Consider the following 26,736-nt stretch of genomic DNA (forward strand, 5'->3'; position numbering starts at 1 on the left):
ACCTGTAAACCTGTTTGGGTTCTGTTGGTTGACAGCCATGTGGTCACCGCTACACTGCGGGCTCAATAACAATTCACCGATCCCCTGTGCTCTGACCATCCGGTCTCGCGCTTTCGAGGAGAGTAATCCCTGTGACCGATATCCAGCAAATGCCCCAGGCTACCACTTACTACGGCAAGGTCCGTCACGACTGGACTCGCCAGCAGGTACTCGATCTGTTCGCACTGCCGTTCAACGACCTGCTGTTTACCGCGCAGACGGTGCATCGCCAGCACTTCGACGCCAACCGGGTTCAGGTAAGTACCCTCTGCTCCATCAAAACCGGCGCCTGTCCCGAGGATTGCTCCTACTGCCCGCAGAGCGCCCGTTACGATACCGGTCTGGAGCGCGAGAAACTGATGAAGGTTGAAGCGGTTGTGGAGGAGGCCCGTGCGGCCAAAGCCAGCGGTGCCACCCGCTTCTGCATGGGCGCAGCCTGGCGCTCGCCGAAGAAGAAGGATATGCCTTACGTTACCCAGATGGTGAAAGAGGTGAAGGCGCTGGGGCTGGAGACCTGTATGACCCTCGGTATGCTCACCGATGAGCAGGCCAAGGGGCTGGCGGAAGCCGGCCTGGATTACTACAACCACAACCTGGATACCTCGCCGGAATACTACGGCGACATCATCACCACCCGCACCTACGAAGACCGTCTGAATACCCTGGCGAATGTGCGCGCGGCGGGCATGAAAGTCTGCGCCGGCGGCATTATCGGTCTGGGTGAAGAAGAGAAGGATCGCGCGGGCCTGCTGATGCAGCTGGCCAACCTCTCCGAACACCCGGAATCGGTGCCGATCAATATGCTGGTGAAGGTGGCTGGCACTCCGCTGGAAAACAACAAGGATCTGGATCCCTTTGAGTTTATCCGCTGCATCGCGGTGGCCCGCATCATGATGCCGAAGTCCCACGTGCGCCTGTCCGCCGGTCGCGAATCCATGAACGACGAAATGCAGTCGCTGGCATTCCTCGCCGGTGCCAATTCGATTTTCTACGGGGAAAAACTGCTGACGACCGGTAACCCGGAAGCCAACAAGGACATGCAGCTGTTTGCGCGTCTCGGTATCAAGCCGGAGGAGTACCAGCAATACGAAGATGAGACGGCGGTGGAGGCTGGACTGCAGGCGCAGATCACTGAGCAGCAAAACAATCCGTTTTTTTACGACGCCGCCAAGGCGTAAGTGCGGTCGGTGTTTTGACCAGCCTATCGGATTTCCTGCAAGCGCGCCTGTCAGAGCGCCGGGCGCAGCAGTTGTATCGCAGCCACAAAACCCTTGCCGCTGCGCCCGGGCCTGTGGCACTGGTAGACGGGTGCGAGCTGATCACTTTCAGCAGCAACGACTATCTCGGCCTCGCCACCCGCCCGGAAGTGATTGCCGCTCAGCAACGGGGTGCCGCATTGGGCGCGGGTGCCACTGCTTCTCATTTGGTGAATGGTCATTTCGAAATCCATCAGCAGTTGCAGCATAAAATCGCTGAGGTGACCGGGCGCGAAGCGGCGTTGTTGTTTGGCAGTGGCTATATGGCCAACGTCGGCATCATCAATGCGCTGGTCGGGCGCGGTGATGTGGTGGTGCAGGACAAGCTCAATCACGCATCCCTGATCGACGGTGGACTTATTTCCGGTGCGCAGTTGTTGCGCTTTGCCCACAGCGATGTCGCCGCACTGGAACGACAGTTGCGGCGCGCGCGTGCTGCAGGAGATGGCAAAATCCTGCTGGCGGTGGACGGTGTGTACAGCATGGATGGCGACATTGCGCCGCTGGCGGAAATGGCGGCGCTGTGTGGAAAGTACGACGCCTGGCTGATGGTGGACGAAGCCCACGGTTTCGGGGTTACGGGCAGTAAATGCTGTCCGTGCGCGGGTAGCGCAGCCGCTGCCGGTCTGGATCAGGACTCTGCACCCATCGTGATGGGCACGCTGGGCAAGGCGGCGGGTAACGGCGGCGCCTTTGTCGCCGGCTCACAGGCATTGATCGATTATCTCACCCAATTTGCCCGCACCTATATCTACACCACTGGTATGCCGCCTGCCGTCGCCGCGGGCTGCCTGCGCGCTCTGGAACTGATGCAGCAGGAGCCCCTGCGGCAGACGCTGGATCAGCGTATCGACTATTTCCGCCGTCGCGCTGCGGTACTACAGCTGCCCCTGCAGCAATCCACCAGCGCGATCCAGCCCCTGGTGCTTGGCTGCGAGCAATCTGTGCTGGCGGTGGCTGAACAATTGCGCAACTCGGGTTATCTGGTCGGGGCCATCCGTCCGCCGACCGTACCCGCCGGCACCGCGCGCTTGCGTATTACGCTGTCCGCTGCACACAGTGAAGCGCAGATCGAAGGCCTGTTACGGGCGCTGGTGAGCGCGCTCCGCTCGGTGGAGGTGACGGCGTGATCAGTGCTTTTGGCGAAATGACCGGCGAAATTAAAAACATCGCACTTATTCACGGCTGGGGTGGTGATTCTCGCAGCTGGCAACCGTTGCTGAAGGAACTGAAGGGCTCTAGCAACGTAGTGAATAACGCGGTGAATATTGAACTGCCGGGCTTTGGTTCACGCACGCAGGAACCCTGGCCGGATACCGAAACGCTGCTGGCCCAACTGGAAACACAACTGCCAGAGAACTGCCTGCTGCTGGGCTGGTCTCTGGGGGGCATGCTGGCGGTACGGCTTGCCGCCGCCAGTAAAAAAGTTCGCGCTCTGGTCACCATCGCGACTAACGGCAGTTTCGTCGCACGCGAAGACTGGCCGGGAATGGCGGAAGAGATTTTTGCCGAATTCTGCCGCGCCCAGCGCGCAATGCCGGAAAAAAATTGGCAGCGATTCTGTGGCCTCGAAGCGCGCGGTGATTCCGAGATGCGCGGGCTGTTAAAAACCCTGAAAGGGTGGCAACCATCGTCCGTGCCGGAAAGCTGGAGTCAGGCGCTGGAGTGTCTCGGTAACCTGGATAACCGAGAAATATTGTCCGCAATTGCTGTGCCGGCTCTGCATATTCTGGGTGAAGGCGATGCGCTGGTGCCGGTGGCGGCCGCCAGCAAACTTGAATCCCGCTGCGGCCTGGAAAAAACACGTGCGGTAAAAGTTATTGCCGGGACTGGTCACTGTCCGCACCTGAGCCGCCCGCGGGAAATCGCCACGCTGATTTCGGAATTTATTCGGCCAGAAATTGCGGAATCAGCACCGTTGGAAAAGTCCTCCGTAGCCCGAGCCTTTGGGCGCGCCGCTCAGACTTATGATGCCGCCGCATATCTGCAAAGAGCGGTGTGCCGCGAACTGCTCAATCGTGCAGGCGAAGGCTGGTCGCCGCAGCGGATTCTCGATCTCGGTAGCGGTACCGGCTATGGCTGCGAGCTGTTGCGCAAACGCTTTCCCGATGCACAAATCATTGCGCTGGACCTCGCGCCGGAAATGCTGGCATACGCCCGCGAACATCGCCCGCTCAGTAATGCCTATGTGGCCGCAGATGCGGAGCAGTTGCCGCTGGCGGACAACAGCTTTGATCTGGTGTTTTCCAGCTTTGCCCTGCAGTGGTGTTATCGACTGCCGCAACTGTTTGCCGAAATCCGTCGTGTGATGGCGCCTGCAGGCAATGCACTGATTTCCACTCTGGTACCGGGGACTTTGAAAGAACTGGAAAACAGCTGGGCGGCGGTGGACGGCAACGTGCATGTCAATCGCTTCCTGCCTGCTGAAGATTGGCGCGCAGCCTGTGTCGCCAACCAGTTGGAGTGTCTGGTGGGCGCGGAACAGCGCGCGCTGCATTTCGATAACGTCAAAACCCTGATGCGTGAACTGAAAAGCATCGGCGCCCACAACGTCAATCGCGAAGCCGGCAAAGGTTTGTTGAGCCGGTCAAAACTGCGCAAACTCACCGATGCTTACGAACAGCAACGCACGGCGGCGGGGCTGCCGGCGACCTATCAGGTACTGTATTTGCAGCTGGCGCAGCGCCAGTCTAATGCGGCGGAACTGGATACCGCGGTATCCGGTTAAGTCGGATAATGTCCCGGCAGCCAGGCGCCGGTTCGGATACTTCTGTTTACCGATTCTGTATCGGGACAGGTTTGCCGGGGTGGTGGATCTGAAGGTGGATCGCGTGGCGGGGCTGTTAAGAATCAAGGCGTTGCATTGGAAGGAGGCCCCGGGCAGCGGATTGCTGACCGGTTTTAACAAGGCGCTCGGCGAATTTGCCGGTTTTCATGGACTCGCCGCCAAGAGCACCTGACAACTCTATACCTGAACGACTACGTAGACCTCATGTCCGTCGCGCTGGGTCGGCATAAAGTAGTGGCCGCCATAGCGGTAGTACTGGATGCCGTTGATGATTTCCGCGGTGTAGCCCACCGGCAGATTTTCCACCACCTGGCCAGGGGTATAGGCCGGCTGGGTTGCGCCAGCTACCGGAGCTGCCGGGGCCGCAGTGGCGACCATGGTTGGTGCCGGTGCAGGAACCACTACGTAGCGATGCATGTGGGGCTGCCACTGGTAGAAGGCATTGCCGTACTGGTAGTAGGTAAAACCGCCAATCTGAACCTGCATGGCACTGGCGGGCAGCGTCAGTACCGCGGCACCCAGAGGCGCATCGACTACGACATAACCTGCAGGTGCGGGACGATAGTAGTGTCCACCCTGGTAGTAATAGGGCACACCGCCAACCCCCAGGCTGACAAAGCCCGCGGGCAGGACGGGAAAGCTGAGCCCGATACCGATACGCGGGCCGCGAAAGCGCGGGCCCCAGTGACCGTGACCGTGGTGATGACCGTGATGGTAGCCGCGGGCGTCAGCCGGAGCGGCAAAAGCAAAAGACAGGAGCGCGACCAGGCCGGCACCGAAAAAGAGGTATTTCACCGCTTTCTTCATGGATCCCCCAAAGAGTGAGTACTTACTATCTGTATGAATAATAACCGCTTTCTTTTCGCTGTGCTATGACCCTGAGGGGGCCCAGCGTTAAGAATTATCTGTTCGTCGCGGAAGTTATCCACAGGTTCCCTTCTGGTATCCGGCTCAGACTCCTAGTGCCAAAGTCGTCCTGGTGGTCATTCAGGCTCGGTTGCGCTGGACGATTCCCATCAATTTGTAGAGTAGCTGCGCAGCGCCGAACTCGTAGGCATGGAAGCCTTCGATCGGCGCGAACTCCAGCAGGTCAAAGCCGATGATCTCTCGCTGCCTGGCGACGGATTCGAACAGATTCAGGGTCTGGTACCAGCCCAGTCCCCCCGGTACCGGGGTGCCGGTGGAGGGGAAGACGGATGGATCCATGCCGTCGATATCCAGGGTGAAGAACACCTTGCTGGGGAAGTTTTCCGGCAGCTCGAAAGACTGCACCTGGGTGGGTACCAGCTGGTGTGCGTCGAGATAGCCAACGTTGTATTGCTCGCGCGCATCCATCTCTTCTTCGCAGTAGGCGCGAATGCCCAGCTGGAACAGGGGCACACCGGCCTCACAGACCAGACGCATGACGCTGGCGTGGCTGTGCTTGTGACCTTCATAGCGGTCGCGCAGATCGGCGTGGGCGTCGATCTGGACCACACCAAAGTCGGTGATACCGGCATCCAGGTAGCCCTTGATGATGCCCCAGGTGACGGAGTGCTCGCCGCCGATACCGACGGGCATTTTGCCCATGGACAGGATTTCGCGGGTGGCGCTGGCGATATTTTCCATCACCTGCTCGGCGGGGCCGCTGACGTCGACGGCGTCGCGGGTGTAGATCCCGAGATCACAGGGCTTGGAAAAGTTGTCGTAGGTTTCCAGCTGGTGGGAGGCTTCAATGATCGCCGCCGGGCCCTTGCCGGTGCCGCCACCGTAGGAGACGGTCTCCTCATAGGGGATAGGCAGAATGTGGAACAGGGCGTCTTCCGGTTTCGGTTGTTCGATTTCGGAGCCGAGGAAAATGTTGGGGTCTTCAGTGTGCATGATCGTATCTCTAGTGCAGTGGTCGGGCCCTGTTTGTGGCTCGGATTGACCTGTGGTGGCGGCAAAGTAGCGGGTGCGGGTTTTCAGGACCGCTGTGAACCCATCCCCCGGTGCTTCACCGCCACCGTTCTCGCATCAAGGCGAGAAGCGGCGGACTTGAATTAAGAAAGGCGACCTTTAAAGTCCTCATAACCAAATTCTTTAACGAGCCTGAGCTCATCGGTATCGGAATTCCAAAGAGCAATCGAAGGCAGTGGAATACCGTTGAAGGTATTGGTCTTGACCATGGTGTAGTAGGCCATTTCTTCAAACACAATCCGGTCGCCGATATTCAGTGGCTCGGCAAAACTGTATTCACCGATGCGATCGCCGGCGAGACAGCTCTGTCCTCCCAGTTGGTAACTGTGTGGAAGTTCTTCCGGCAGTGACGCACCGGTAATTTCCGGGCGGTACGGCATTTCAATCACGTCCGGCATGTGGCAGGTAGCTGACACGTCGAGAATCGCCTGATTTTTTCCGTTCCAGGTCAGGTCAATAACTTCGCCAACCAGTACACCGCAGAACAGTGCCACAGCTTCACCCGGTTCCAGGTAGACCTGTACATCGTGCTTTTCAGAAAACGCTTTTACCGCAGCGATCAGCTCTTCCACCTGGTAGTCACCGCGGGTGATATGGTGGCCGCCGCCGAAGTTGATCCACTCCATCTGCGGAATCAGATCCCCGAACTTGGCCTCCACCGCCGCAATGGTGCGCTCCAGCGGTTTGAAATCCTGTTCGCACAGCGTGTGGAAGTGCAGGCCGCTGATACCGGTGAGGTCTTCGCCTTCAAACAGCGAGCGTACGATGCCCAGGCGCGAGCAGGGTGCGCAGGGATCGTAGATCGGCGTGTGGCCTTCGGAGTGCTCTGGGTTGATACGCAAACCGAATTGCAATTCAGGGCGTTTTTCCTGTGCTTCCAGGCACATTGATTTGTAACGCTTCCACTGCGAGAAGGAATTGAAAATCACATGGTGAGCAAATTCGAGGATTTCCTTCAGCTCCTGCTCCTTATAGCCGGCGCTGAATACATGCACTTCTTTGCCTAGATCCTTGCCGCCGTACTCCTCAAAACCCAGTTTTGCCTCGTTGATACCGCTGGCACAGGTGCCGGAAAGATATTCAGCAACAATATGTCCGATGCTGAACATGGAAAATGCCTTTAGCGCGGCCAACACTTTTGCACCGCTGCGCTTTTGCACATCGGCGAGCACGGCGAGGTTTTCACGCAGGGCGATTTCATCCACCACGAAGCAGGGCGTGGACACCCGGCTGGGGTCAAATTCGCCGAAGTAGTCTTTGCGGGGCGTCAGATCCATATCAATTTTTCTTACAGCTTCAATTGGCAAAAATCCCGGGCCTTGCGGCCCGGGACTGGCGGTCTCTTAGACGAATGGCTTGTCGAGCCAGGTTTCCTGCCAGGGCAGGCCGTACTTGTTCAGGTCGTCCATAAAAGGATCCGGGTCCAGCTGTTCCATGTTCCACACACCGGGCTTCATCCACTTGCCTTCCATCATCATCTTGGCACCGATCATGGCCGGTACACCGGTGGTGTAGGAAATCGCCTGGGACTGGACTTCCTTGAAGCACTCCTGGTGGTCGCAGATGTTGTAGACGTAGTAAATCTTGTCTTCGCCACCACCCTGCGGGGTACCCTTGATGATGTTGCCGATACAGGTCTTGCCCTTGGTCAGCGGACCGAGGCTCGCCGGGTCGGGCAGCAGTGCCTTCAGGAACTGGATCGGAACAATCTGCTGGCCCTGGAATTCGATCGGCTCGATGCTGGTCATGCCCACGTTCTGCAGTACTTCCAGGTGCTTCAGGTAGCTGGCACCGAAGGTCATCCAGAAGCGCGCGCGCTCGATTTCCGGGTAGTGCTTGGAGAGAGACTCCAGCTCTTCGTGGTACAGCAGGTAAAGATCCTTTTCACCGATACCCTCGGGGAATTCGAATACGCGCTTTTCTTCCATCGGCTTGGTGGTCACCCACTGACCGTTTTCCCAGTAGCGACCATTCGCGGTAATTTCACGAATATTGATTTCCGGGTTGAAGTTGGTCGCAAACGGCAGGCCGTGATCGCCCGCGTTGCAGTCGAGAATGTCCAGGGTCTTGATCCGGTCGAAGTGGTGCTTCTTCGCATAGGCGGTGAAGACACTGGTGACACCCGGATCGAAGCCACTGCCGAGCAGCGCCATCAGGCCGGCTTTCTCGAACTTGTCCTGGTAGGCCCACTGCCAGCTGTACTCGAACTTCGCCTCTTCTGGCGGCTCGTAGTTGGCGGTGTCCAGATAGTGCACGCCGGTTTCCAGGCACGCATCCATGATGTGCAGATCCTGGTAGGGCAGTGCTACGTTGATGACCATGTCGGGCTTGACCTTCTCGATCAGCGCGACCATTTCGCTCACGTTATCGGCGTCCACTTCTGCGGTATTGATTTTGCGCGGCAGCATATCGGCAATTTTGTCGCACTTGGATTTGGTGCGGCTGGCGAGGGTAATGTTCTCGAACACTTCCTCTACTTGCGCACACTTGTGTGCTACCACCTGACCGACGCCACCGGCGCCGACAATCAGAACGTTGGCCATTTTTTTCTCCCTTTTGGGTTCTGTCAGGTTTTGTGGAACCTAGTAGATAGCATTGTGGCGAACCTGCCACCGGACCAGCGCTAGAACGTACCACTGAACCGAAAATTAAGGAGGGTACATATCACTAATATACCCTCCAAAAAAACAAGTTAAAGATTATTTCTCGAAGTAGGTATACCCACTCATGCTCGCCGTGTACGTGTGCAGAATCTGTTTGCGCTGCTGCGCAGTGATTCTGCCTTCTTTCACCGCACCTTCCGCCAGTTTTCGGAAACGCTCGAACAGATCCTGCGGTGAATATTCAACGTAACTCAGCACGTCGGCAATACTGTCACCCTGAATTTCCCGGCTGTAATCCACGTGGCCGTCTTCCTCGATCCGCACACTCACCACATTGGTATCACCAAACAGGTTGTGCAGGTCGCCCAGAGTTTCCTGATAGGCCCCCACCAGGAAGGTGCCGAGAATATATTCCTCGTGGTCCTTCAGCGCATGCAATGGCAGCGTCTTGCGCACATCCTGGCGATCGATAAAGCGGTCGATCTTGCCGTCGCAGTCGCAGGTGATATCCGCAATGATCGCCGAACGGGTCGGCGCCTCATCCAGACGATGTACCGGCACCAGCGGGAACAGCTGGTCGATGGCCCAGATGTCGGGCAGCGACTGGAACACGCTCATGTTCGCGTAGTAGATGTCAGACAGCACCTCCGGCAGCGCCTGCAGATCCACCGGTACAACATCCACCTCATCCAGCAGCTTGCGGATTTTCTGCGCACACTGCAAAAACAGATTCTCCGCCAGTGCGCGGTCGCGCAGGCTCACCTGGCCGTGCAGGTACAGCGCGCGGATCTCATCGCGGTAGTAGAGCGCGTCGTTGTAGCTCTCCTGCAGATTTTTCGACGTTACACTGGTCAGCGCATCATGCAGGTACTTCAACATGGGGTGCGCATCTTCACCGATGCGATCCTCTTCCAGCTCGATAGGCTCGAAGCTGGTGGTGTCGAGAATGTTGAACAGCAACACCGACGAATAGGCTACCGTCGCGCGGCCGGATTCGGTAATGATGACCGGGTGCTCAACGCCCTCGCTGTCGAGGGTGCCCATGATGGCTTCCACCACGTCCACACAGTACTCGTCCAGGGAATAGTTCTTGGAGTGGGTGTAATTGGTTTTGGAGCCATCGTAGTCCACCGCCAGGCCGCCCCCCAGGTCCAGGTAACCCATGGCTGCGCCTTCTTCCACCAGATCCGCGTAGTAGCGGCAGGCTTCCAGCACCCCGGTGCGGATGTCGCGGATGTTCGGTACCTGCGAACCCAGGTGGTAGTGCAGCAACTTCAGGCAGTGCAGCATGTCGTGTTCACGCAGTTTATCGACCATGGCGATCAGGTCGTTACTGCCGAGGCCGAAAATACTGCGGTCGCCGCTGGTGGCGTTCCAGTAGCCGCCGACCTTGCTCGCCAGCTTTACGCGCACACCGATGTTTGGTTCAACCTGCTCGCGTTTGGCGCAGCGGATGATGGTGTCTACCTCGGAGGGGGTTTCCACCACGAAGAACACCTGTACGCCGAGGCGCTGGGCCTGGAGACCAAGGTTGATGAACTCTTCATCCTTGTAACCGTTGCACACGATCAGCGCCTCGGTGTTGTCCAGGATCGATAGTGCCGCGATCAGCTCCGCTTTACTGCCGGCTTCCAGGCCGTGGCCGAACTGGCGGCCGGCTTTGGCGATCTCTTCGATCACCTGGCACTGCTGGTTCACCTTGATCGGGAAGACGCCGCGGAACTTGTTGCGGTAGCCACAGGACTCGATGGCGCTGCGGAAGGAATTGTTGATGCGCGCGATCTGCGCATCCAGCAGATTCTCGAAGCGCACCAACAGCGGTAGTCCCAGACCGCGCTCCATGGCGCCGTGGGCAATGTCCAGCAGGGAGACGGCATTGGTGTCGCCATTGGCGTTTTTCACCTCAACCGTTATTTCCCCGGACTGGTTCAAATTGAAATAGCCGGCACCCCAGTTGCGGATGCCATAGAGCTCTGCGGAGTCTTCGCAGGTCCAGTTTTCGATTTGTCGCTGTTTCATGGCGCCTCGTTATTGAAAGAGGAACGGTCGGGCTCAGTGAGCCCCTGTCGAAGTCCGCACCGGCTGCCTCGCAGTCCCGGTAAAGGAGTGCGGTTATTCGCGGCGAACGGCAACAAACGTCTGCAACCTTCGGATTACCTGAAAAGAGATTGCAGGTTTGTTCAGGGGCTCTCAGGGGCGCGAATCTTGGGGCCTGAGTTTGCGGAAAGCAATAACTATAGAAAAGAAAAATGGCCTTTTTTTAAAGGCTAAAACTAAATTTTTATTCGGTTTTTTAGTGCAAAAAATTATATCGAGACTTTTCGGTCTGATATCTCTCCCGATCGGGACGGAATTTTGCGCTGGCAAAAAATAAAAAAAAGCGACTCACAGGAGTCGCCGGAGTAATAACCGAATTAAGCTTCGGTTGTTGGGGTAAGGGAGATCCACCCGAGAATTCGGTCTCAGATAAAGCCCGGATTGGCCACCACGAAATAGCCGCGGCGGTGGTGGTCCCAGCGATAGTAGGTGTCGTAGGCCACAAAGTAATTGAGGCCGTTGAAGGAAACACTGACCGCAGTGCCCGGCAGAGCCTGGACAAAGGCACCAATGGGGGCCTGGGTGACCACGTAACTGGCGCCGTAGGGACGATAGAAGATGCCGTCGCTGAAGTAGTAGCCCAGGCCGCCGAAGCTCAGGCTCACGTACGTCTTGGGCAGGCGCTTCCAGCGGTAACCGTAGCCATAGTGGGTCGGGCGCCAGCGATGCTTGTGGGGGCGGTAGTGCGGCCGATGGTGGTTATCCCTGTAGCCGTGGCCATGACCGTGGCTGTCGTGTCTATCATGGCCACGATTCTTGTCGTAGCGCGGGTCGTATCCCTGGTACCTGGTGAACTTGAGGTTGTTCTTGTCGCCGTGATCCTTGCGGTGGCCGTCGTGTCGGTCATCGCGGCGCTCATCTCGTCTATCGTTGCGCTTGTGGTCGCGATCCTGGCGGTGATTGTCCGCATCCCGGCGTTTGTTCTCGATATCGCGGATCTTGTTGTGGTGATCCCGCTGTTGTTGCACGTACTTCTGATTGCGGTCCTGGCCGCGATCGTGGTGGCGGTCGTCCCGGTCCGCCAGTGCCGGCCCGGCAGCCAGTAGCAGGCTGGCGGTGGTGATGGCAGTAATCAGTGCTTTCATAGTGGCTCTCCTCAGCCGCCGGTGCGGCTTGATTTGTCCTGTGGCTGTGCGTTTTGTTACAGCTTTTCCCGGTTGTCGAAAGCCATTCTGCAAGTTGCACACTGAATCCTTCCTGAATCATCCGTTCCGATGTGTCGGGTGGATCACGAAAACCGAATTCGACCAATGCTTCTCAATTTGTCGTCTACGTGAGCGGGGGGTAAGATGCCGCGCGAGTAACCATCTGGCGGATCCCCGGCAATGCAAGTTTTTCACCATGTGGCCAGCCTGCGCGAGGCGCTGGCGGCGGCCCGCCGCGACGGCAAGACCATCGGTTTCGTGCCCACCATGGGCAACCTTCACGACGCCCATATCGAGCTGGTCAAACTGGCCCAGTCACAGTGCGACCTGGTAGTGGTGTCTATTTTCGTCAACCGTCTGCAGTTTGGTCTGAACGAAGACTGGGACACTTACCCTCGCACTATGGAACAGGACATGGCGCGCCTGCGCGCAGCCAACTGTGATTTCCTGTTTCACCCGGATGAAAGCGAGATTTACCCAAACGGTATGGATCAGCAGACCCGCGTGGTGTGCCCGGCGATGACCGATGTGCTCTGCGGCGCAAGTCGCCCGGGGCATTTCGAGGGCGTTACCACGGTGGTCGCGAAGCTGTTTAACATCGTGCAGCCGGAGAAGGCGGTATTTGGCATCAAGGATTTCCAGCAACTGGCGGTAATCCGCCGCATGGTGGAAGACCTGTGCATGCCAGTGGAAATTGTGGCAGCGCCGGTACATCGGGAAGACGATGGCCTGGCGATGAGTTCGCGCAATGGTTATCTGACGGAAGAAGAGCGGCCGAAAGTGGCGGTTCTGAATCAGTCCCTGAACTGGGCGCGCGCTGAAATCGAAAACGGTCGCCGGGATTTTGCGACTCTGGAAGCTGAAGCGATGACGCGTATCGAGCAGGCGGGCTTCAAGGTGGATTACTTTTCCATCTGCAACAGCAAGGACCTGCAGCCTGCGGCCAATGACGATCGCGAGATCACCCTGCTGGGTGCGATGTATACCAGCGGTGCGCGCCTGATCGACAATGTTTCTCTGAGTATGTAACGGAGAGAGCGTATGCAAATCGAGATGCTGAAAGGCAAGCTGCACATGGCGGCGGTGACACAGGCAGAACTCTGGTATGACGGCTCCTGTGCAATCGATGAGGATCTGGTTGAGCTGGCGGGTCTGCGCGAGTTCGAAAAGATCGATATTTATAATGTTTCCAACGGCGAGCGTTTTCACACTTATGTGATTCTTGCGGAGCGCGGTTCCGGGATTATTTCCATGAATGGTGCGGCGGCGCGCCGGGTGCAGGTTAGCGACCGGATTATCATTGCAGCTTACGCACAGATGAGCGAATCGGAAGCCGATCAGTTCAAGCCAAAGCTGGTTTATCTCGATGAGAAGAACCGGGTAGAGCGGAGTACCAATACCATTCCTGTGCAGATGGCTGAGCCTGTCTAATTATTTTGGTTCCGTTTTAAGCCAGTCGGTGGCGGCAGAGCGCCGGTGCTTGGCCGCCACTCAACCTCCTTAGAGGGGACCGCGGACTAGGCTTGTGACCACAAAGCCACCCGCCTACCATGAACACAACAAAAAGGTAGGAAGCCAGTCAGAGCAATGTTATCCCTGTCCCATCCCAAAACCGGTGATCCAATCCCTTGGGATCAGCTGCTGAAAAGTGGCTGCCGAATATTCCTCGGCTCCCATGCCGCTGTCCCCATCCAGCTGATGGCAGACCTGATCGCCAACAGTCGCGGCCTCAACGACATTGAAGTCACCCAGGTATTCACCCTCTCCGACAACTTCTGGGCCGAGCGTAAATACGCCGAGCTGTTTACCGTCAACGCCCTCTATATCGGTGGCACCGCCATTCGCAATGCCGTAGCGGAAGGGCGTGCGGATTATACGCCGACGTTTCTTTCTGAAGTGCCCAAATTGTTCAGTGACCATGTATTGCCACTGGATGCGGCGTTGATCATGGTGAGTCCGCCGGATGAGCTCGGTTACTGTTCCCTGGGCGTCAGCGTGGATGTGGTTTCCTCCGCGGTAAAAAATGCGCCAGTTGTGATTGCCCAGGTGAACCCCGCGATGCCTCGCACCAGTGGTCACAGCTTTATCCACCGCGATCAGATCCACGCCTGGATGACTGCGGAAATGCCGATTCCGGAATCACCGCCACCGGAAATGGACCAGGCGGTGGAGCAGATCGGGCAGTATGTATCGGTGCTGGTGGAAAACGGCGCGACCCTGCAGATCGGAATGGGAAAAGTCCACGATGCGGTTTTGCGCTACCTGGGAAATCACAAAGACCTGGGGGTGCACTCCGAAATGATGTCTGACGGCATTGCGCGTCTGATGAAAAGCGGCGTGATCAACAACCGCAAGAAAACCTTTCACCGCAACAAAACCATTACCAGTTACTGCATGGGCTCCAAAATGCTGTATGACTTTGTCGACGGCAATCCCCATGTGGAACTGTACCCTGCAGAGCATGTCAGCTCACCGGTAAACATTGCCCGCAATGACAAGATGGTCGCCATCAACAGCGCGATTGAAGTGGATCTTACAGGGCAGGTGGTTTCCGACTCCATCGGACGGTTGCTATATAGCGGTATTGGCGGCCAGGTGGACTTTATTCGCGGCGCCGCCCTGAGTAAGGGCGGTAAACCGATCATTGCACTGCCATCCACTGCGCGGGATAAAGATGGCAAATTGATATCCCGTATTGTTGCTGCGCTTACTCCCGGAAGCGGTGTGGTCACCTCACGCGCGCATGTACACTACGTCGTCACCGAATACGGCATCGCATCCCTGCGTGGGAAAAGCATTCGCGAACGCACGCTGGAAATGATCCGCATCGCACACCCGGAGTTTCGTCGCGAGTTGCTGGAAAAGGTAAGAGAGTTTTATTGGGTGCCGGAATACCAGGAGCAGGCACCCACCTCGGTGCCCGAGCTGGGTGCGGTGGAGCAGAAACATTACATCTTCGGCGGTATTCGCTATACATTGCGTCCGCTGCGCCCGTCCGATGAACGCCGGTTACAGGAGTTTTTCTACACCCACAACAAAGAAACCCTGATGATGCGTTACAACCACCATGTAACTCAGATGTCCCGGGAAAAATCCTGCAGCCTGGTCAGTGTCGACCAGCGTCGCGACCTTGCGCTGTGTTTCACCGACTACGACGGCAGTCGCGAAGTAATACAGGGGGTTGGCCGATATTATTTTTACGACGTCGACAATAGCTGCGAGGTGGCCTTTGTTATCAAGGAAAGTCGTCGCGGTAAAGGCATCGCCACTACCCTGTTGAAAGAAATGGAAGCCATCGCGCGCGCGCGCGGTATTGGTAAAATGTTTGCCTGTGTGCGCCGTGACAACAAACCCATGCTGGGAATTTTCGAAAACAACGGGTTTGTTACCCGCCTGGGGGAAAGCATGGATGAACTCTATCTGGAACTGGACTTATCCGGCGAGCCAAATAACAAAGAAAAGGACTGAATATGCCCACCGTTGGATTTTTTTCCAGCCCCACCTGCGGCAAGCACGATATGGGCAGTGAACATCCCGAGCGCCCGCAGCGGCTGGATGCGATTCAGGATCAGCTCCTCTCCAGCGGCATGGAGTTTGTTCTGCGCTTCTTCGACGCTCCCCGGGCCAGCAGAGCACAGCTGGAACGGGTGCACACGCCGGACTATATCGAATCCATCTTCAACCGCGCTCCCAGCGAAGGTATTGAAGTACTCGACGAAGACACCCGCATGTGCCCGGATACACTTACTGCCGCCCTGCACGCCGCAGGTGCTGGGGTAGATGCCGTGGATAAAGTCATCGCTGGCGAAATCAATAGCGCCTTTTGTTCCGTGCGCCCTCCAGGCCACCATGCTGAGCGCGACAAAGCCATGGGCTTCTGTCTCTTCAATAATATCGCCATCGCCGCGGCCCACGCCCGTGAAAAGCACGGTCTCGAACGCGTCGCCATTCTCGACTTCGACGTGCACCACGGCAACGGTACCGAAGATATCGTCGCTGGCCGCTCGGGCTATTTACTCTGCTCAAGCTTCCAGTCGCCACTCTACCCGTTCACCGGCACCGGCGAACTGCCGGACAATATCGTCAACACCCCGCTGGACGCCGGTGCTGGCGGCGATGCGTTGCGAAAACTGGTGGAAGAGCAGTGGCTCCCCACACTGGAAAAATTCCAGCCGCAGATGCTGTTTATTTCCGCCGGATTCGATGGCCATGTAGAAGACCATATGGCCCAGCTGCGCTTTACGGAAGACGACTATCGCTGGGTCACGGAAACACTGCGGGAGTTCGCAGACATTCACTGCGAAGGCCGAATCGTTTCGTCGCTGGAGGGGGGCTATGCACTCTCCGCATTGGGGCGAAGTGTTGTTGCACACCTAAAAGGCCTGATCGGTAGCTAAACGATTGAAACCCACACCCGGTGCTCTGCCGCAATCGCTGTATCAATTGGTTACCTGTGAGTAAAAATCACCCCTCATAAATCGAATAGAATTTCTTAACGGATCCAATCGTTTCCCAGGTTCCGGTAAACCCCGCCGGAATGCAGAACGCATCTCCGGCAGATACCCGCTCGCTTACACCCTCGGCATCGGTAATGATCGCCTCGCCCTCAATGATGTAACAGAACTCGTCTTCGCTGTAAGTAAGCGTCCACTTGCCCGTATCGGAAGACCAGATCCCGCAAAAGAAGTTTTTCTTCGCGTTGGTAAAGAAATGCTCTGTCAGCTGCTGCGGCATACCCGCCAGCACTTTCTCCTGTGCCACTGGTCCAGCGTCCCGCTCACCTTCTCCCTCACGAATTCGCACTAATTTACTTGTCATAACCCACCCCTAAAATGTGATCACTTTTGCCATTGTGCATCTTCCATTGAAAAAAGGCACGGGATTGCGGTTACACACTGGGAATGCCCGAAGTGGGCAGGCTATGATGGTGTGACAGGAGTGGTGACAGCGTTGTCATCCGACAGCTGCCGATGGTATAACTTATCGGGATACTCTGCCCGGGAAACCCTGCGGGCGGCCAAAAATTCAATGAGCGCGCCGTAAATAACCGCCTGCGGGGAGGTGCAGCTGCCCGATAATTCTAATAAGGGAGAAAACGATGTCTGAAGTGCACACCTATCCGGTGCCCGAGTCCTTTGCCGCCGATGCCCTGGTTCGCGACGAAGATTACCAGCGGATGTATCGCCAGTCGGTGGACGATCCTCAAGCTTTCTGGTCCCAGCAGGCCAACGATTTTCTGCAGTGGAGCAAGCCCTTTACCAAAGTGGTCGAGGAAGATCTGAAAAAGGGCCACACCGCCTGGTTTGCGGATGGTGAACTCAACGTCTCCGTCAACTGCATCGACCGACATCTGCCGGCTCGCGCCAGTCAGACCGCATTTATCTGGGAAGGCGACGACCCCGCCGACAGCAAGTCCATCACCTACGGTGAACTGCACCAACAGGTTTGCCGACTGGCGAACCTGCTCAAGGCGCGCGGGGTCAACAAAGGCGATCGCGTCTGTATTTACATGCCAATGATTCCCGAGGCGGCCTATGCCATGCTGGCTTGCTCCCGCATCGGTGCGGTGCACTCGGTGGTATTTGGCGGTTTCTCGCCCGATTCCCTGAAAGACCGAATTCTCGATTCCGACTGCCGTCTGGTCATTACCGCCGATGAAGGGGGGCGCGGCGGCCGCAAGGTGCCGCTGAAGGCCAATGTGGACAAGGCCCTGGCCAAGTGCCCGGATGTACACACCGCCATCGTGGTCAAGCGCACCGGGGCCAATATCGATTGGGACAGCAAGCGTGACATCTGGTACACAGAGTCCGTTGCCGAGCAGAGCGCCGAGTGTGCGCCCGAGCCGATGAATGCGGAAGACCCGCTGTTTATCCTCTACACATCCGGCTCTACCGGCAAGCCGAAAGGCGTACTGCACACCACCGCCGGTTACCTGCTGATGTCCACCATGACCTTCAAATACGCCTTCGACTATAAAGAGGGCGATATTTTCTGGTGTACCGCAGATGTGGGCTGGATCACCGGCCACAGCTATATCGTTTACGGCCCCCTCTGTGCCGGTGCCATCTCTCTGATGTTTGAGGGGGTGCCCACTTATCCGGATGCCTCCCGTTGCTGGCAGGTGGTCGAAAAGCACAAGGTCAATATTTTCTACACCGCCCCTACCGCGATTCGTGCGCTGATGGGCGCCGGAGATGATTTCGTCACAAAATGCGATCGCAGTTCTCTGAAACTGCTGGGCACTGTGGGGGAGCCAATCAACCCGGAAGCCTGGGAGTGGTATTACCAGGTGGTGGGCGAGAAGCGCTGCCCGATTGTGGATACCTGGTGGCAAACCGAAACCGGCGCCCACCTGATCACCCCGCTGCCCGGCGCGACTGCATTGAAACCGGGTTCCGCCACACATCCGTTCTTCGGCGTGCAACCGGCGCTGCTGGATGAAAAAGGCCAGGAAATCGAAGGTGAAGGCGAGGGCGCACTGGTAATGAAGGCCAGCTGGCCGAGCATGATCCGCAGCGTGTATGGCGATCACCAGCGGATGATCGATACCTATTTCTCCACCTTCCCCGGCTACTACTTTACCGGCGATGGCGCGCGCCGCGATGCCGATGGTTACTACTGGATTACCGGCCGTATCGACGACGTGCTGAATGTTTCCGGCCACCGTTTGGGCACCGCGGAAATCGAGAGTGCGATCGTGTTGCATGAAGACACCGCGGAAGCGGCGGTGGTGGGTTACCCTCACGATATCAAGGGGCAGGGTATTTACTGCTACGTAACCTTGAAAAACGGCCGTGAGCCTTCCGAGGAATTGCGCAAGGAACTGATCGACCTGTGCGTGCAGGAAATCGGCCCCATCGCCAAACCCGATATCATCCAGTGGGCCCCCGGCCTGCCGAAAACCCGCTCTGGAAAAATCATGCGCCGTATTTTGCGCAAGATTGCCTGCAATGAGCTGGATTCGTTGGGCGATACGTCGACCCTTGCCGATCCGTCAGTTGTGGATGAACTTGTGGACCACCGGGCGAATAAGTAGCTTCTGCACTTCGCTGTCACTTGGAGCTCGGTTTAGAGTTTGGTGGCGGAAAATCACTGGGGACGGGTTTTCAGGATCGGGCTAGGCGCCCCCCATCAACCCGTCCCCAGCACTTTCCCTGCAATTCCAACCCGTTGACTACGTTAGAGCCATTGCGAGTTTGGCGCGAAGTAAATCTGCCTGATGCGAAGGTGGAGTACCGGGTATGGTTTTTCGAAAGCGTCGGCGACAGGGACGTCGCCGACGCAGCGTACAGGGATGTATTCACAGCGGTTTCGAAAAACCATACCCGGTACTCCACCGCCACACAGCGCAAACAATGCGATCCACCAAACCTGCCACTTGATCTGAACCAAGACAAAATCCCGATCCGGTGATTTAATGCCTATAAATGGTTTTGAGTAAGTTCCCAGCAGCACCGGAGGCAGCATGCAGAATATTCTTGTCATCCTCGACAAACCCAAACACGAACAGATCGCCCTGCAGCGGGCGCTGGAACTTGCGGACAAGGCGGGGGCGAAGCTGCAGTTGGTGAGTTTTGTATATGAGCCCGTGGTGTCCATCCCGATTCTGTCCGGCTCGATTCTGAACCTCAGTGACCAGATTAAAAAAGAGCGTGGCGAATGGCTGCAGGCCCTGCAGAGCGAATATGCACTCCCCTCGGGCTCTACTGCCGAAGTTATCTGGCATCACGATATTCCTTCCTGGACCATCGAACACCTCGCCAGCAACCCCTGCGACCTGGTGGTAAAAACCGCGCAGAAACAGTTTGGCCGCGGCGGATTTGGTTCCATCGACTGGCGCCTGATCGAAAGTGTGCCAACCCCGCTGTGGCTCGCGGTCAGCACCCACTGGGTCAAACGCGATCGCATTGTCGCGGCACTCGACCCCGCTGTGGATAACCCCCTGCACATAGAACTGAACCAGCGCGTTCTCAAACTAGGAGAGCGCATGACACAGCTGCTCGGTGCGGATCTCGAATCCGTTGCCTGTGTGCCGGTTTCCGGTGAGGTTACGGATATCGATACATTCCGTAAGCAGGCCGGGGCGCTTCTCGAGGCGATCGACAAGGTCATTGCCGAGAGTGGTGTTACCTGCAGCCAGTCCCACTTCGTTACCGGCAAGCCTGCCGCCGAGGTTAATCGTGCGGTGGACCGCAACAAGGCGCGGATGATTCTGGTGGGTCGCGGTGTGCGCAAAGGGCCCCGCGGGTTTTTGCTGGGTAATACCGCCGAGCGAATTCTCGGCCGCACCAATACTGATGTATTGATCGTTCCCTGATATCGAAGGCCCACACGGGCAGCTTCTGGGGAAGCTTAAGGCTTAAGGAAAAGCACATCGTGAACGAGCAGCAGTACCTCTTCGAGCACTATCGTTTCAATGCCGAGCAGCGTCTCAAGGCATTCAATTTTTTTGTGGTGTTGTCGATGTTTGCTGATGGCGGGGTGTTTACTGCCATCGAAAAGGGCTTCCATCCGATCATTTTGATGCTGCTGGGGGGCTTTGTGCTGATTGTCTCCGCGGTCTTCTGGGTAATGGATGTGCGCAGCCGACAGTTGTTGAGCCTGGCGGTGCCCGGGCTGAAAGCCATGGAGCAACAATTACCGGAACCGGCACGGGTGTTTTGCCGCGATGACCACGGCCAGAGCACGTTTATCCGTTATACCTTTGCCATCCGCGCGCTGATTGCCGGTCAGTTTCTCTGTGGTGCCGCCGTTGTTTTCTACGGTGTTCTGGGGTTGTTCAACCTTCTCTGATTTTCCCCGCGTCCGTTGCTGATCCAAATTTCACGGTACGGACACACCAGTCTCTTTTCCGCCATCTATACTCATTGCCCCGGCGGCGCTGGACCGCTTCAGGTACAGGGAGGTACTGGCATGCTCGATCATATCGGCGTGATTGTTCACGATTACCAGCGCAGCAAAGCGTTTTATCTGGCGGCGTTGGCGCCGCTGGGTTATGAACTGGTATCGGAAATGGGCGAATGGGGTGGAATTGGCTGGGGAGAAAAACCGCAGTTGTTGTTCAAGGGTGGCTCAAGTACCAAGCCCAGGCTGCATATTGCCTTCAGTGCCGAAGACCGGGAAACGGTGCGAGCCTTCCACACCGCGGCACTGGAAGCCGGAGGCGAAGACAGCGGCAGTCCCGGGGTGCGGCCTGAGTATCACGACAGTTATTACGCGGCCAGTGTGCTCGACCCGGATGGGCACAATATCGAGGTGGTGTGCCATATTCCCGCCGATGCATTCGATTAGCCGTTACTTTGCTAAACGGAAATTTTCTTTACCGCGCCGCTTCACAGGCGTACTCATTTTTGGCCCGGCGCTACAAGTCGCTCAAGTTGCCCTTGGAGTGCGCGTTTTTTTGCGGTACAGCGCCAATAATTCTGCCGGAAATTCCCCGATAACGGACCTAGAAAAATGAGGTGTCCATGTCTCTTGCCCTGATAGTTACCCTGGCCGTGAATAGCCCGCCGAATCCCGAAACCGAGGAAAACTCGCCGTCGTCTGCGGCAAAAAACGCGGCGATGGAAGAAGTATTGGTACTGGGTCGCCAGCTGAACCTGAATGGCGCGGCCATCTCTGCTTCCCAGGGCGAAGTGGGACCAACGGAAATTGGCGCCTGGCCGCTGATCCGCACCGGTGACCTGATGGAGTTCGTGCCCGGTATGGTGGCCACCCAGCACTCCGGCAGTGGCAAGGCCAACCAGTATTTTATCCGCGGTTTCAACCTGGACCACGGCACCGACTTTGCCACCTTTGTCGATGGCATGCCGGTCAACATGCGTACCCACGGTCACGGCCAGGGCTACACCGATCTCAATTTCGTGATCCCGGAAACCGTGGCACGCCTGAGCTACCGCAAGGGGCCCTATTACGCCGAAGTGGGAGACTTTTCCTCCGCCGGCTCCGCCAGTTTCAGTCTCATGGAAACGCTGCCCAATGGTCTTGCGGAGCTGAGTGCTGGTGAATACGGCTATCGCCGCGGGGTGGTTGCAGACTCCATTTCCAAAGGCGAAGGGGATTTGCTGCTGGCCGCGGAATGGCAGACCTACGATGGCCCCTGGTCAGATATCAGCGAGGATGTGAACAAGATCAATCTGCTGGGGAAATATTCTGCGGATCTGCGGGGCGGTCGTGCTCAGTTCACATTTATGGGGTATGACAACCAGTGGAACTCCCCGGACCAGATTCCGGCGCGGGCCGTGGACGATGGCTTGATCGATGCCTTTGGCTCGCTGGATCCGGATCTCGGTGGCGATACCCGCCGCTACAGCTTCTCCGGTGGCTGGATTGGCGCCGTTGCCGCTGGCGAGCTTTCCGCCAGCGCCTACGCCATCGACTACGACTTCAATCTATGGTCCAACTTCACCTACCTGCTGGACGACGCCGACAACGGTGATCAGTTCAAGCAGCGGGATGACCGCCGCGTTTACGGTTTCGAGCTGGCCCAGAAGTGGCAGCGGGAAAATGTTGACTGGCAGCTGGGACTGCAGGGGCGCCGGGACGATATCGACAAGGTCGGCCTCTACCGCACAGCGGGCCGCCAGGTATTGGAGGCGGTGCGTGAAGACCGCGTGATGCAGGACAGCCTGGGGCTTTTTGCGGTGCACCAGTACCGCTGGACCGACACCCTGCGCAGTTACCTGGGCCTGCGCTACGACTATTACGATTTCGATGTGAATGCCGGGCTCGCCGCCAACAGCGGGCAGCGCAGCGATGGCAAGTCCTCCCTCAAGGGAAGCCTGGCCTGGCAGCCCTGGCCGGTATCCGAGTTCTACCTGAGCTACGGCCAGGGCCTGCATTCCAACGACGCCCGCGGCACCGTGATCCAGGTGGACCCGGTCACCGGTGCGCCGGTTGACGCGGTGGATCCGCTGGTGGAATCCCGCGGCTATGAGGTGGGGTCACGCCTGTTTGTCACCGATCAGCTGCACGCCACTCTGGCCCTGTGGCAGCTGGAACTGGATTCCGAACTGCTGTTTGTTGGCGACGCCGGCAATACCGAGGCCAGCCGCCCCAGCGAGCGGCAGGGCGTGGAGGCGGGGCTCTACTGGTTCGCTTCCGAGCGCATCAGCGGGGAACTGGAGCTTTCCTATACAGACGCGAACTTCACCGATGCGGATCCCGCGGGAGACGAGATTTCCGGCGCTATCCCGCTGGTGGCCAGTGCCGCAGTCAATTACAACGGCGATAACGGCTGGTTTGCTTCCCTGCACCTGCGCCACTTCGGCGGTTATCCGTTGATCGAGGACGGCAGTGTGGAGTCCGACGGCTCCTCGCTGGTGAACCTGCGTTTCGGCCGGGAACTGCAGCAGTGGCGTCTGCAGCTGGACCTGCTCAATCTGCTGGATTCCCGCGATCACGATGTGGATTACTTCTATGCCTCGAGGCTGCCCGGCGAGGGCAGTGACGGGGCGGAAGATATCCACTACCACATCTTTGAGCCGCGCAGCCTGCGCGCCTCCCTGCGTTATCAGTTCTGAGCACCGGACTCCTCCTGCTGCAGTCGCTGCAGCAGGCGCTCCGCCCACTGGATCCAGGCTTTCTCGGTCTCGATGCCGAGCAGCAGCGGCTGGTGAGACAGCCATAACATTTGCTGCTGCTCCGGTGGGCGCTTGTAGAAGCGCGCATTCTGCGCTTCGTAGGTGGCCAGTTCCTGGCGGTGCTCTGCCAGCTGGCGTTCCAGCTGCGCGCGCATGAGTGCCGGTGGCAGATGGTGGCCGGCGAACAGCTGTAGCAGAAACGGATCGCGGATTTTCTGCGCGGCGGCGGGCCTGGCCGCCAACTGGCGCAGGGTGGCGCGACCCGCTTCGGTGAGGCTGTAGACCTTCTTGTCCGGACGACCGTCCTGAATCTGTTCCTCGCAGTCCAGCAGCCCTTCCTGATGCAGCTTGTGCAGTTCCCGGTACATCTGCTGATGGCTGGCACTCCAGAAGTGGTTCACGCTGCGTTCGAAGCGGCGCTTGAGGTCATAGCCGCTACCGGGTTCGATATCCAACAGGGTCAATACGGCAAATCTCAGGGACATGGCAATCGCAATCGGGTGGTTCGGAAGGTGGGGTGGCTGAATATGCACTGAGTTGCATAGTGTTCGCCAGTGTAAAGGTTTTCCTGGCGGCTTTCCCGGGGTGGATTGCGCCGGAGTTCTGGTGATTGGCGAGAGGTGCAAAGGGTGGCGCTGGCAAAGGATTTATTGCGGATATGGATTTATCTTTCTGGTCATATTTAGGATGGGAATACTTTAAATAACAAAAAGTTAATATGAGAGACCTAGTATTTACACCGCTAGTCGCTATAATCGCCGCGATCATCAAAAGTGGTCAAATTATGCCCAGCAAAAGTCCTTAATTCAGAAGTACGCGGTCGTCAGCCACAAGCCATTCGCCGCCTTTCGGGTCAGTTGTAACCATGTCGCCGCAATCCCTGTCTCAGGCTACCGAAGCCATTCCCGTCTCCCCACCGGTCATGGTGCTGGAGGACGAGCAGCCCGTAGAGACATCGCAGTCCACCAACAGCCAGCACAACAGTCAGAACAACCGGCGTACCCGCTGGAACGAATGGCTGCTGGACGTTTTTGCCATGAACAGCTTCTCCTGGATCATAGCGATCCCCATCGAGCTGGTGCTGGCGGGCATGAGCTGGAATGAGCACCTGAAGGTGCGCCTGCTGGCGGTCGTGTTCAATACCGTGATCGCGCGCCCCTTCAGCCTCTACCGCAACTGGGTGGTGGCACGCTTTGGTCGCGGCGGCGCTCTGCACAATTACGGCGTCGACACCTTTGTGTTCCTGAGCTTCCAGCTGCCGCTGTACACTCTCAACATGATGCTGGGTGGCGCCTCGGTGGCGGAGATCGCCACTGCCTGTATCACCTTCATGATGATTGCCGGTGCCCTGGGTCGCCCCTACGGCATATATCTCGACTTCCTGCGCCGCCTTTGGCTCAATCGGCGACCTGTCGTGGATACTGCCGCCACCGGTTGAGAGGCAAACCCTGCCAGGAATGGGTGAAGGGATACCTGAAGGGGGGGTCGTGTGGCTTTTTCCGGGGCGCTGCCGCGCCAATGCCAGGCGGCTGCCCCCAGTCTCGCGTGTAACACTGTAATTGGTACGGGTGTTTATACGCGCCTGTTTAGTGATTTCTACGCTGTAAATTCTGCCAGATGGCGTAAAATGGTGTTGTCTGCACGCTGCGATTAAGGTATCTAACGCGCGAACAGCCATATAACAATGATCGGAAAGGCCGCTCGGGGCGTAACACCGAGCCTGGAACAAGCAGTTCCGCCTTCCGGCCGGGTCGCAGGAATGACCCGGTATCTATTTGGTTTCAAGGAAGATCAACGCCATGTCCATTTGCGGCTCCGCAAGTCGTGTCTCATGCAGCGGCCCCACGGCCTCCAGTGCCCAGTATGCCCCGCTTTCCGGTTGGCGCATTTCGGCTCTCGTCGCGCTGTTGTGGTTCCCCCTGTCGGCCTCCGCCTTTCCCGGCGAAGACCTGTTGCTCGATACCCAGCTTCCCATGGTGTGGTTTCTGGCCCTGGTACTGTTGGCGACGGCCTGCGCCGTTGGCTGGGGTATCGCCAGGTCGAAAACCCTGGCGGCATTGGATGCCGGTGCCGCTCAGGCGACGGACTTGCAGGCGGAAAATGCCAAGCTTTTCCGGCAGGTGCAGTCCCGGGTCCACGAGTTGATGGTGCGCGACAAGCTGCTCGAAGAAAGTAAATATGAGGCAGAGCAGCTCCGCGAAGAACACTGCGATTTCCTTTCCATCAGCAGTCACCGCATGCAAAAGCCACTGGAAACGGTGGTCAGTACCCTGAATCTGCTGGCGCGGGGCGCCGATAGCGATGTCCGTCAGCTGGCGGAGGCGGCCCTCAGCCAGTGCCGGCAATTGCGTAGCAATCTCGAGGAGCTGCAGCGCGCGGGTCAGCTGCCCGGACAGGAGCGGGCCCCGTCCGTGCTAACGGAAAGAACCCAGCGCGAAATGGAAATCTTGCTGGTAGAAAATGACAGCCATCCCTCTCTGCGCAGTCGCCTGGAGGCTTTCGGGCACAAAGTGCGCAGGGAAACCAATGGCGTCGATGGCGCCGATGCGGCGCTGCGGGGAAAATTTGACCTGGTGCTGATCGATATCCGCCTGCCTTTGATCGATGGTATTGAAACCGCGCGCAAAATTCGTGGCGACTTCGGCAACAACGACCTGCTGATCTATGGTCTGGTATCGGATCTGCGCAAGGGCGACCGGGAGCGTTATCTGGAACGCGGCCTGAGTGGCATCCTGTCACTGCCGGCCAGTGATGGACAGATATTGCAATTGTTGAGTCTTGTCGATCAGAAAACCGCGCAGCGGGCTCCCGCCGGGCAGCCCAAACGGGTGGCAAAAATGCTCAACGGAAGCACTCTGGAGCGCCAGCGCGACACCCTCGGCCATCTGGCATTCAGTGAGTTACTGGGAGAGCGCCTTGCCAATCTGCCCAAGAAGGTCACTGCATTTACCAGTGCCCTCACCGGGCGTCACTGGCTGGATGCGCAGCATCAGGCCCAGGTGATTGCCGCGGAGGCGGAAAGTGTCGGCCTGGAAGTGGTCGCCAGCCGCCTCAAGGCGCTCTCGGCGCGCTTGTCCATCGACAGCGAACGCGATTATTGTCGCCACCAGCGCACCGAAATTCTGGGGCTTATGCGTACTTCCATTCAGCAGCTGAAAGCCTGGCGGGAAAAAAATGTCCACACTGAATGGGCTTTGGGTTGAACCGTGCAACGGGCGCGACCGGATGCTGTAGTACCAAGTGCTTGTTGGCCGGATTGCGCCTAAACTCAGCCCATATTTTCTCAAT

23 protein-coding genes are annotated in these 26,736 nt (G+C 57.7%); 15 read left to right on the plus strand and 8 right to left on the minus strand.

Annotated features, from left to right (window positions below; translation table 11 throughout):
* The first annotated feature begins 149 nt into the window (after positions 1-149).
* The 4 genes from bioB (at position 150) to PVT68_RS18375 (ending at position 4,255) form a co-directional block, all read left to right on the plus strand.
* Positions 150-1,217 carry a biotin synthase BioB gene (bioB, locus tag PVT68_RS12955; protein WP_280322521.1) on the plus strand — a complete coding sequence of 356 codons (1,068 nt, stop codon included), beginning with the start codon at positions 150-152 and terminating at the stop codon, positions 1,215-1,217.
* A gap of 14 nt (positions 1,218-1,231) precedes the next feature.
* Entirely contained in the window at positions 1,232-2,425 is a 1,194-nt protein-coding gene (bioF, locus tag PVT68_RS12960; RefSeq protein WP_280318694.1) for an 8-amino-7-oxononanoate synthase, read from the plus strand.
* Positions 2,422-4,023 (plus strand): malonyl-ACP O-methyltransferase BioC, encoded by a 1,602-nt coding sequence (gene bioC, locus PVT68_RS12965; protein ID WP_280318695.1) that lies wholly within the window; start codon positions 2,422-2,424, stop codon positions 4,021-4,023. The genes bioF and bioC overlap by 4 nt, the downstream gene beginning before the upstream one ends.
* Before the next feature lie 79 nt (positions 4,024-4,102).
* Positions 4,103-4,255 (plus strand): hypothetical protein, encoded by a 153-nt coding sequence (locus tag PVT68_RS18375; RefSeq protein ID WP_328517449.1) that lies wholly within the window; start codon positions 4,103-4,105, stop codon positions 4,253-4,255.
* A gap of 5 nt (positions 4,256-4,260) precedes the next feature.
* On the opposite strand, the gene PVT68_RS12975 is transcribed toward PVT68_RS18375, so the two are convergent.
* The 6 genes from PVT68_RS12975 to PVT68_RS13000 form a co-directional block, all read right to left on the minus strand.
* Positions 4,261-4,890, minus strand: coding sequence for a DUF6515 family protein (locus tag PVT68_RS12975; protein ID WP_280318698.1), 630 nt, complete (start codon positions 4,888-4,890; stop codon positions 4,261-4,263).
* Positions 4,891-5,070: 180 nt separating this feature from the next.
* Positions 5,071-5,943: an agmatinase gene (gene speB, locus PVT68_RS12980; protein ID WP_280318700.1), complete on the minus strand. Its 873-nt coding sequence runs from the start codon at positions 5,941-5,943 to the stop codon at positions 5,071-5,073.
* A 161-nt stretch (positions 5,944-6,104) separates the two neighbouring features.
* Positions 6,105-7,298: a carboxynorspermidine decarboxylase gene (nspC, locus tag PVT68_RS12985; RefSeq protein WP_280318702.1), complete on the minus strand. Its 1,194-nt coding sequence runs from the start codon at positions 7,296-7,298 to the stop codon at positions 6,105-6,107.
* Between the two features lie 66 nt (positions 7,299-7,364).
* Positions 7,365-8,564, minus strand: a complete 1,200-nt coding sequence (locus tag PVT68_RS12990; RefSeq protein ID WP_280318704.1) for a saccharopine dehydrogenase family protein — start codon at positions 8,562-8,564, stop codon at positions 7,365-7,367.
* A gap of 156 nt (positions 8,565-8,720) precedes the next feature.
* Positions 8,721-10,643, minus strand: a complete 1,923-nt coding sequence (speA, locus tag PVT68_RS12995) for a biosynthetic arginine decarboxylase (protein WP_280318706.1) — start codon at positions 10,641-10,643, stop codon at positions 8,721-8,723.
* Positions 10,644-11,086: 443 nt separating this feature from the next.
* Complete coding sequence (locus tag PVT68_RS13000) at positions 11,087-11,806, minus strand: DUF6515 family protein (RefSeq protein WP_280318708.1); 720 nt, start codon at positions 11,804-11,806, stop codon at positions 11,087-11,089.
* Positions 11,807-12,046: 240 nt separating this feature from the next.
* On the opposite strand from PVT68_RS13000, the gene panC reads away from it, so the two are divergent.
* From panC to PVT68_RS13020, 4 genes are all read left to right on the plus strand, one after another.
* Complete coding sequence (panC, locus tag PVT68_RS13005) at positions 12,047-12,895, plus strand: pantoate--beta-alanine ligase (protein WP_280318710.1); 849 nt, start codon at positions 12,047-12,049, stop codon at positions 12,893-12,895.
* Positions 12,896-12,907: 12 nt separating this feature from the next.
* The gene (panD, locus tag PVT68_RS13010) at positions 12,908-13,297 is read left to right on the plus strand and encodes an aspartate 1-decarboxylase (RefSeq protein ID WP_280318712.1); all 390 of its coding nucleotides are present in this window, start codon (positions 12,908-12,910) and stop codon (positions 13,295-13,297) included.
* Positions 13,298-13,453: 156 nt separating this feature from the next.
* Complete coding sequence (locus PVT68_RS13015) at positions 13,454-15,334, plus strand: bifunctional acetyl-CoA hydrolase/transferase family protein/GNAT family N-acetyltransferase (RefSeq protein ID WP_280318714.1); 1,881 nt, start codon at positions 13,454-13,456, stop codon at positions 15,332-15,334.
* 2 nt (positions 15,335-15,336) lie between these two features.
* Positions 15,337-16,263 (plus strand): histone deacetylase family protein, encoded by a 927-nt coding sequence (locus tag PVT68_RS13020; protein ID WP_280318715.1) that lies wholly within the window; start codon positions 15,337-15,339, stop codon positions 16,261-16,263.
* A gap of 67 nt (positions 16,264-16,330) precedes the next feature.
* On the opposite strand, the gene PVT68_RS13025 is transcribed toward PVT68_RS13020, so the two are convergent.
* Positions 16,331-16,684 (minus strand): cupin domain-containing protein, encoded by a 354-nt coding sequence (locus PVT68_RS13025; RefSeq protein ID WP_280318717.1) that lies wholly within the window; start codon positions 16,682-16,684, stop codon positions 16,331-16,333.
* Positions 16,685-16,964: 280 nt separating this feature from the next.
* On the opposite strand from PVT68_RS13025, the gene acs reads away from it, so the two are divergent.
* The 5 genes from acs (at position 16,965) to PVT68_RS13050 (ending at position 23,388) form a co-directional block, all read left to right on the plus strand.
* A complete protein-coding gene (gene acs, locus PVT68_RS13030; RefSeq protein WP_280318719.1) occupies positions 16,965-18,902 on the plus strand; it encodes an acetate--CoA ligase in 1,938 nt (645 codons plus the stop codon).
* Between the two features lie 429 nt (positions 18,903-19,331).
* Positions 19,332-20,183: a universal stress protein gene (locus tag PVT68_RS13035; RefSeq protein ID WP_280318721.1), complete on the plus strand. Its 852-nt coding sequence runs from the start codon at positions 19,332-19,334 to the stop codon at positions 20,181-20,183.
* Positions 20,184-20,242: 59 nt separating this feature from the next.
* Positions 20,243-20,659, plus strand: coding sequence for a RipA family octameric membrane protein (locus PVT68_RS13040; RefSeq protein WP_280318723.1), 417 nt, complete (start codon positions 20,243-20,245; stop codon positions 20,657-20,659).
* Positions 20,660-20,779: 120 nt separating this feature from the next.
* Entirely contained in the window at positions 20,780-21,157 is a 378-nt protein-coding gene (locus PVT68_RS13045) for a VOC family protein (protein ID WP_280318725.1), read from the plus strand.
* Between the two features lie 176 nt (positions 21,158-21,333).
* On the plus strand, positions 21,334-23,388 hold the full coding sequence (locus PVT68_RS13050; protein ID WP_280318727.1) for a TonB-dependent receptor: 2,055 nt from the start codon (positions 21,334-21,336) through the stop codon (positions 23,386-23,388).
* Here the strand turns inward: PVT68_RS13050 and PVT68_RS13055 are convergent.
* Positions 23,379-23,933, minus strand: a complete 555-nt coding sequence (locus PVT68_RS13055; RefSeq protein ID WP_280318729.1) for a PadR family transcriptional regulator — start codon at positions 23,931-23,933, stop codon at positions 23,379-23,381. The genes PVT68_RS13050 and PVT68_RS13055 overlap by 10 nt on opposite strands.
* A 380-nt stretch (positions 23,934-24,313) precedes the next feature.
* Here PVT68_RS13055 and alaE point away from each other — a divergent pair, with 380 nt between their 5' ends.
* Both alaE and PVT68_RS13065 read left to right on the plus strand, forming a co-directional pair.
* The gene (gene alaE / locus PVT68_RS13060) at positions 24,314-24,886 is read left to right on the plus strand and encodes an L-alanine exporter AlaE (protein WP_280318730.1); all 573 of its coding nucleotides are present in this window, start codon (positions 24,314-24,316) and stop codon (positions 24,884-24,886) included.
* A 361-nt stretch (positions 24,887-25,247) separates the two neighbouring features.
* Positions 25,248-26,651, plus strand: coding sequence for an ATP-binding response regulator (locus PVT68_RS13065; protein WP_280318733.1), 1,404 nt, complete (start codon positions 25,248-25,250; stop codon positions 26,649-26,651).
* Positions 26,652-26,736: the final 85 nt, after the last annotated feature.

This window comes from Microbulbifer bruguierae (assembly GCF_029869925.1).
GTDB lineage: Bacteria > Pseudomonadota > Gammaproteobacteria > Pseudomonadales > Cellvibrionaceae > Microbulbifer > Microbulbifer bruguierae.

Coding starts and splice junctions, on each gene's coding strand:
- PVT68_RS13050 (WP_280318727.1), top strand. CDS start 21,334: ATGTCTCTTGCCCTGATAGTTACCCTGGCCGTGAATAGCCCGCCGAAT.
- PVT68_RS13065 (WP_280318733.1), top strand. CDS start 25,248: ATGTCCATTTGCGGCTCCGCAAGTCGTGTCTCATGCAGCGGCCCCACG.
- alaE (WP_280318730.1), top strand. CDS start 24,314: ATGTCGCCGCAATCCCTGTCTCAGGCTACCGAAGCCATTCCCGTCTCC.
- nspC (WP_280318702.1), bottom strand. CDS start 7,298: ATGGATCTGACGCCCCGCAAAGACTACTTCGGCGAATTTGACCCCAGC.
- PVT68_RS13025 (WP_280318717.1), bottom strand. CDS start 16,684: ATGACAAGTAAATTAGTGCGAATTCGTGAGGGAGAAGGTGAGCGGGAC.
- PVT68_RS12990 (WP_280318704.1), bottom strand. CDS start 8,564: ATGGCCAACGTTCTGATTGTCGGCGCCGGTGGCGTCGGTCAGGTGGTA.
- panD (WP_280318712.1), top strand. CDS start 12,908: ATGCAAATCGAGATGCTGAAAGGCAAGCTGCACATGGCGGCGGTGACA.
- panC (WP_280318710.1), top strand. CDS start 12,047: ATGCAAGTTTTTCACCATGTGGCCAGCCTGCGCGAGGCGCTGGCGGCG.
- speB (WP_280318700.1), bottom strand. CDS start 5,943: ATGCACACTGAAGACCCCAACATTTTCCTCGGCTCCGAAATCGAACAA.
- PVT68_RS13015 (WP_280318714.1), top strand. CDS start 13,454: ATGTTATCCCTGTCCCATCCCAAAACCGGTGATCCAATCCCTTGGGAT.
- PVT68_RS13035 (WP_280318721.1), top strand. CDS start 19,332: ATGCAGAATATTCTTGTCATCCTCGACAAACCCAAACACGAACAGATC.
- PVT68_RS13055 (WP_280318729.1), bottom strand. CDS start 23,933: ATGTCCCTGAGATTTGCCGTATTGACCCTGTTGGATATCGAACCCGGT.
- acs (WP_280318719.1), top strand. CDS start 16,965: ATGTCTGAAGTGCACACCTATCCGGTGCCCGAGTCCTTTGCCGCCGAT.
- speA (WP_280318706.1), bottom strand. CDS start 10,643: ATGAAACAGCGACAAATCGAAAACTGGACCTGCGAAGACTCCGCAGAG.
- PVT68_RS13045 (WP_280318725.1), top strand. CDS start 20,780: ATGCTCGATCATATCGGCGTGATTGTTCACGATTACCAGCGCAGCAAA.
- bioB (WP_280322521.1), top strand. CDS start 150: ATGCCCCAGGCTACCACTTACTACGGCAAGGTCCGTCACGACTGGACT.
- PVT68_RS12975 (WP_280318698.1), bottom strand. CDS start 4,890: ATGAAGAAAGCGGTGAAATACCTCTTTTTCGGTGCCGGCCTGGTCGCG.
- PVT68_RS13000 (WP_280318708.1), bottom strand. CDS start 11,806: ATGAAAGCACTGATTACTGCCATCACCACCGCCAGCCTGCTACTGGCT.
- PVT68_RS13020 (WP_280318715.1), top strand. CDS start 15,337: ATGCCCACCGTTGGATTTTTTTCCAGCCCCACCTGCGGCAAGCACGAT.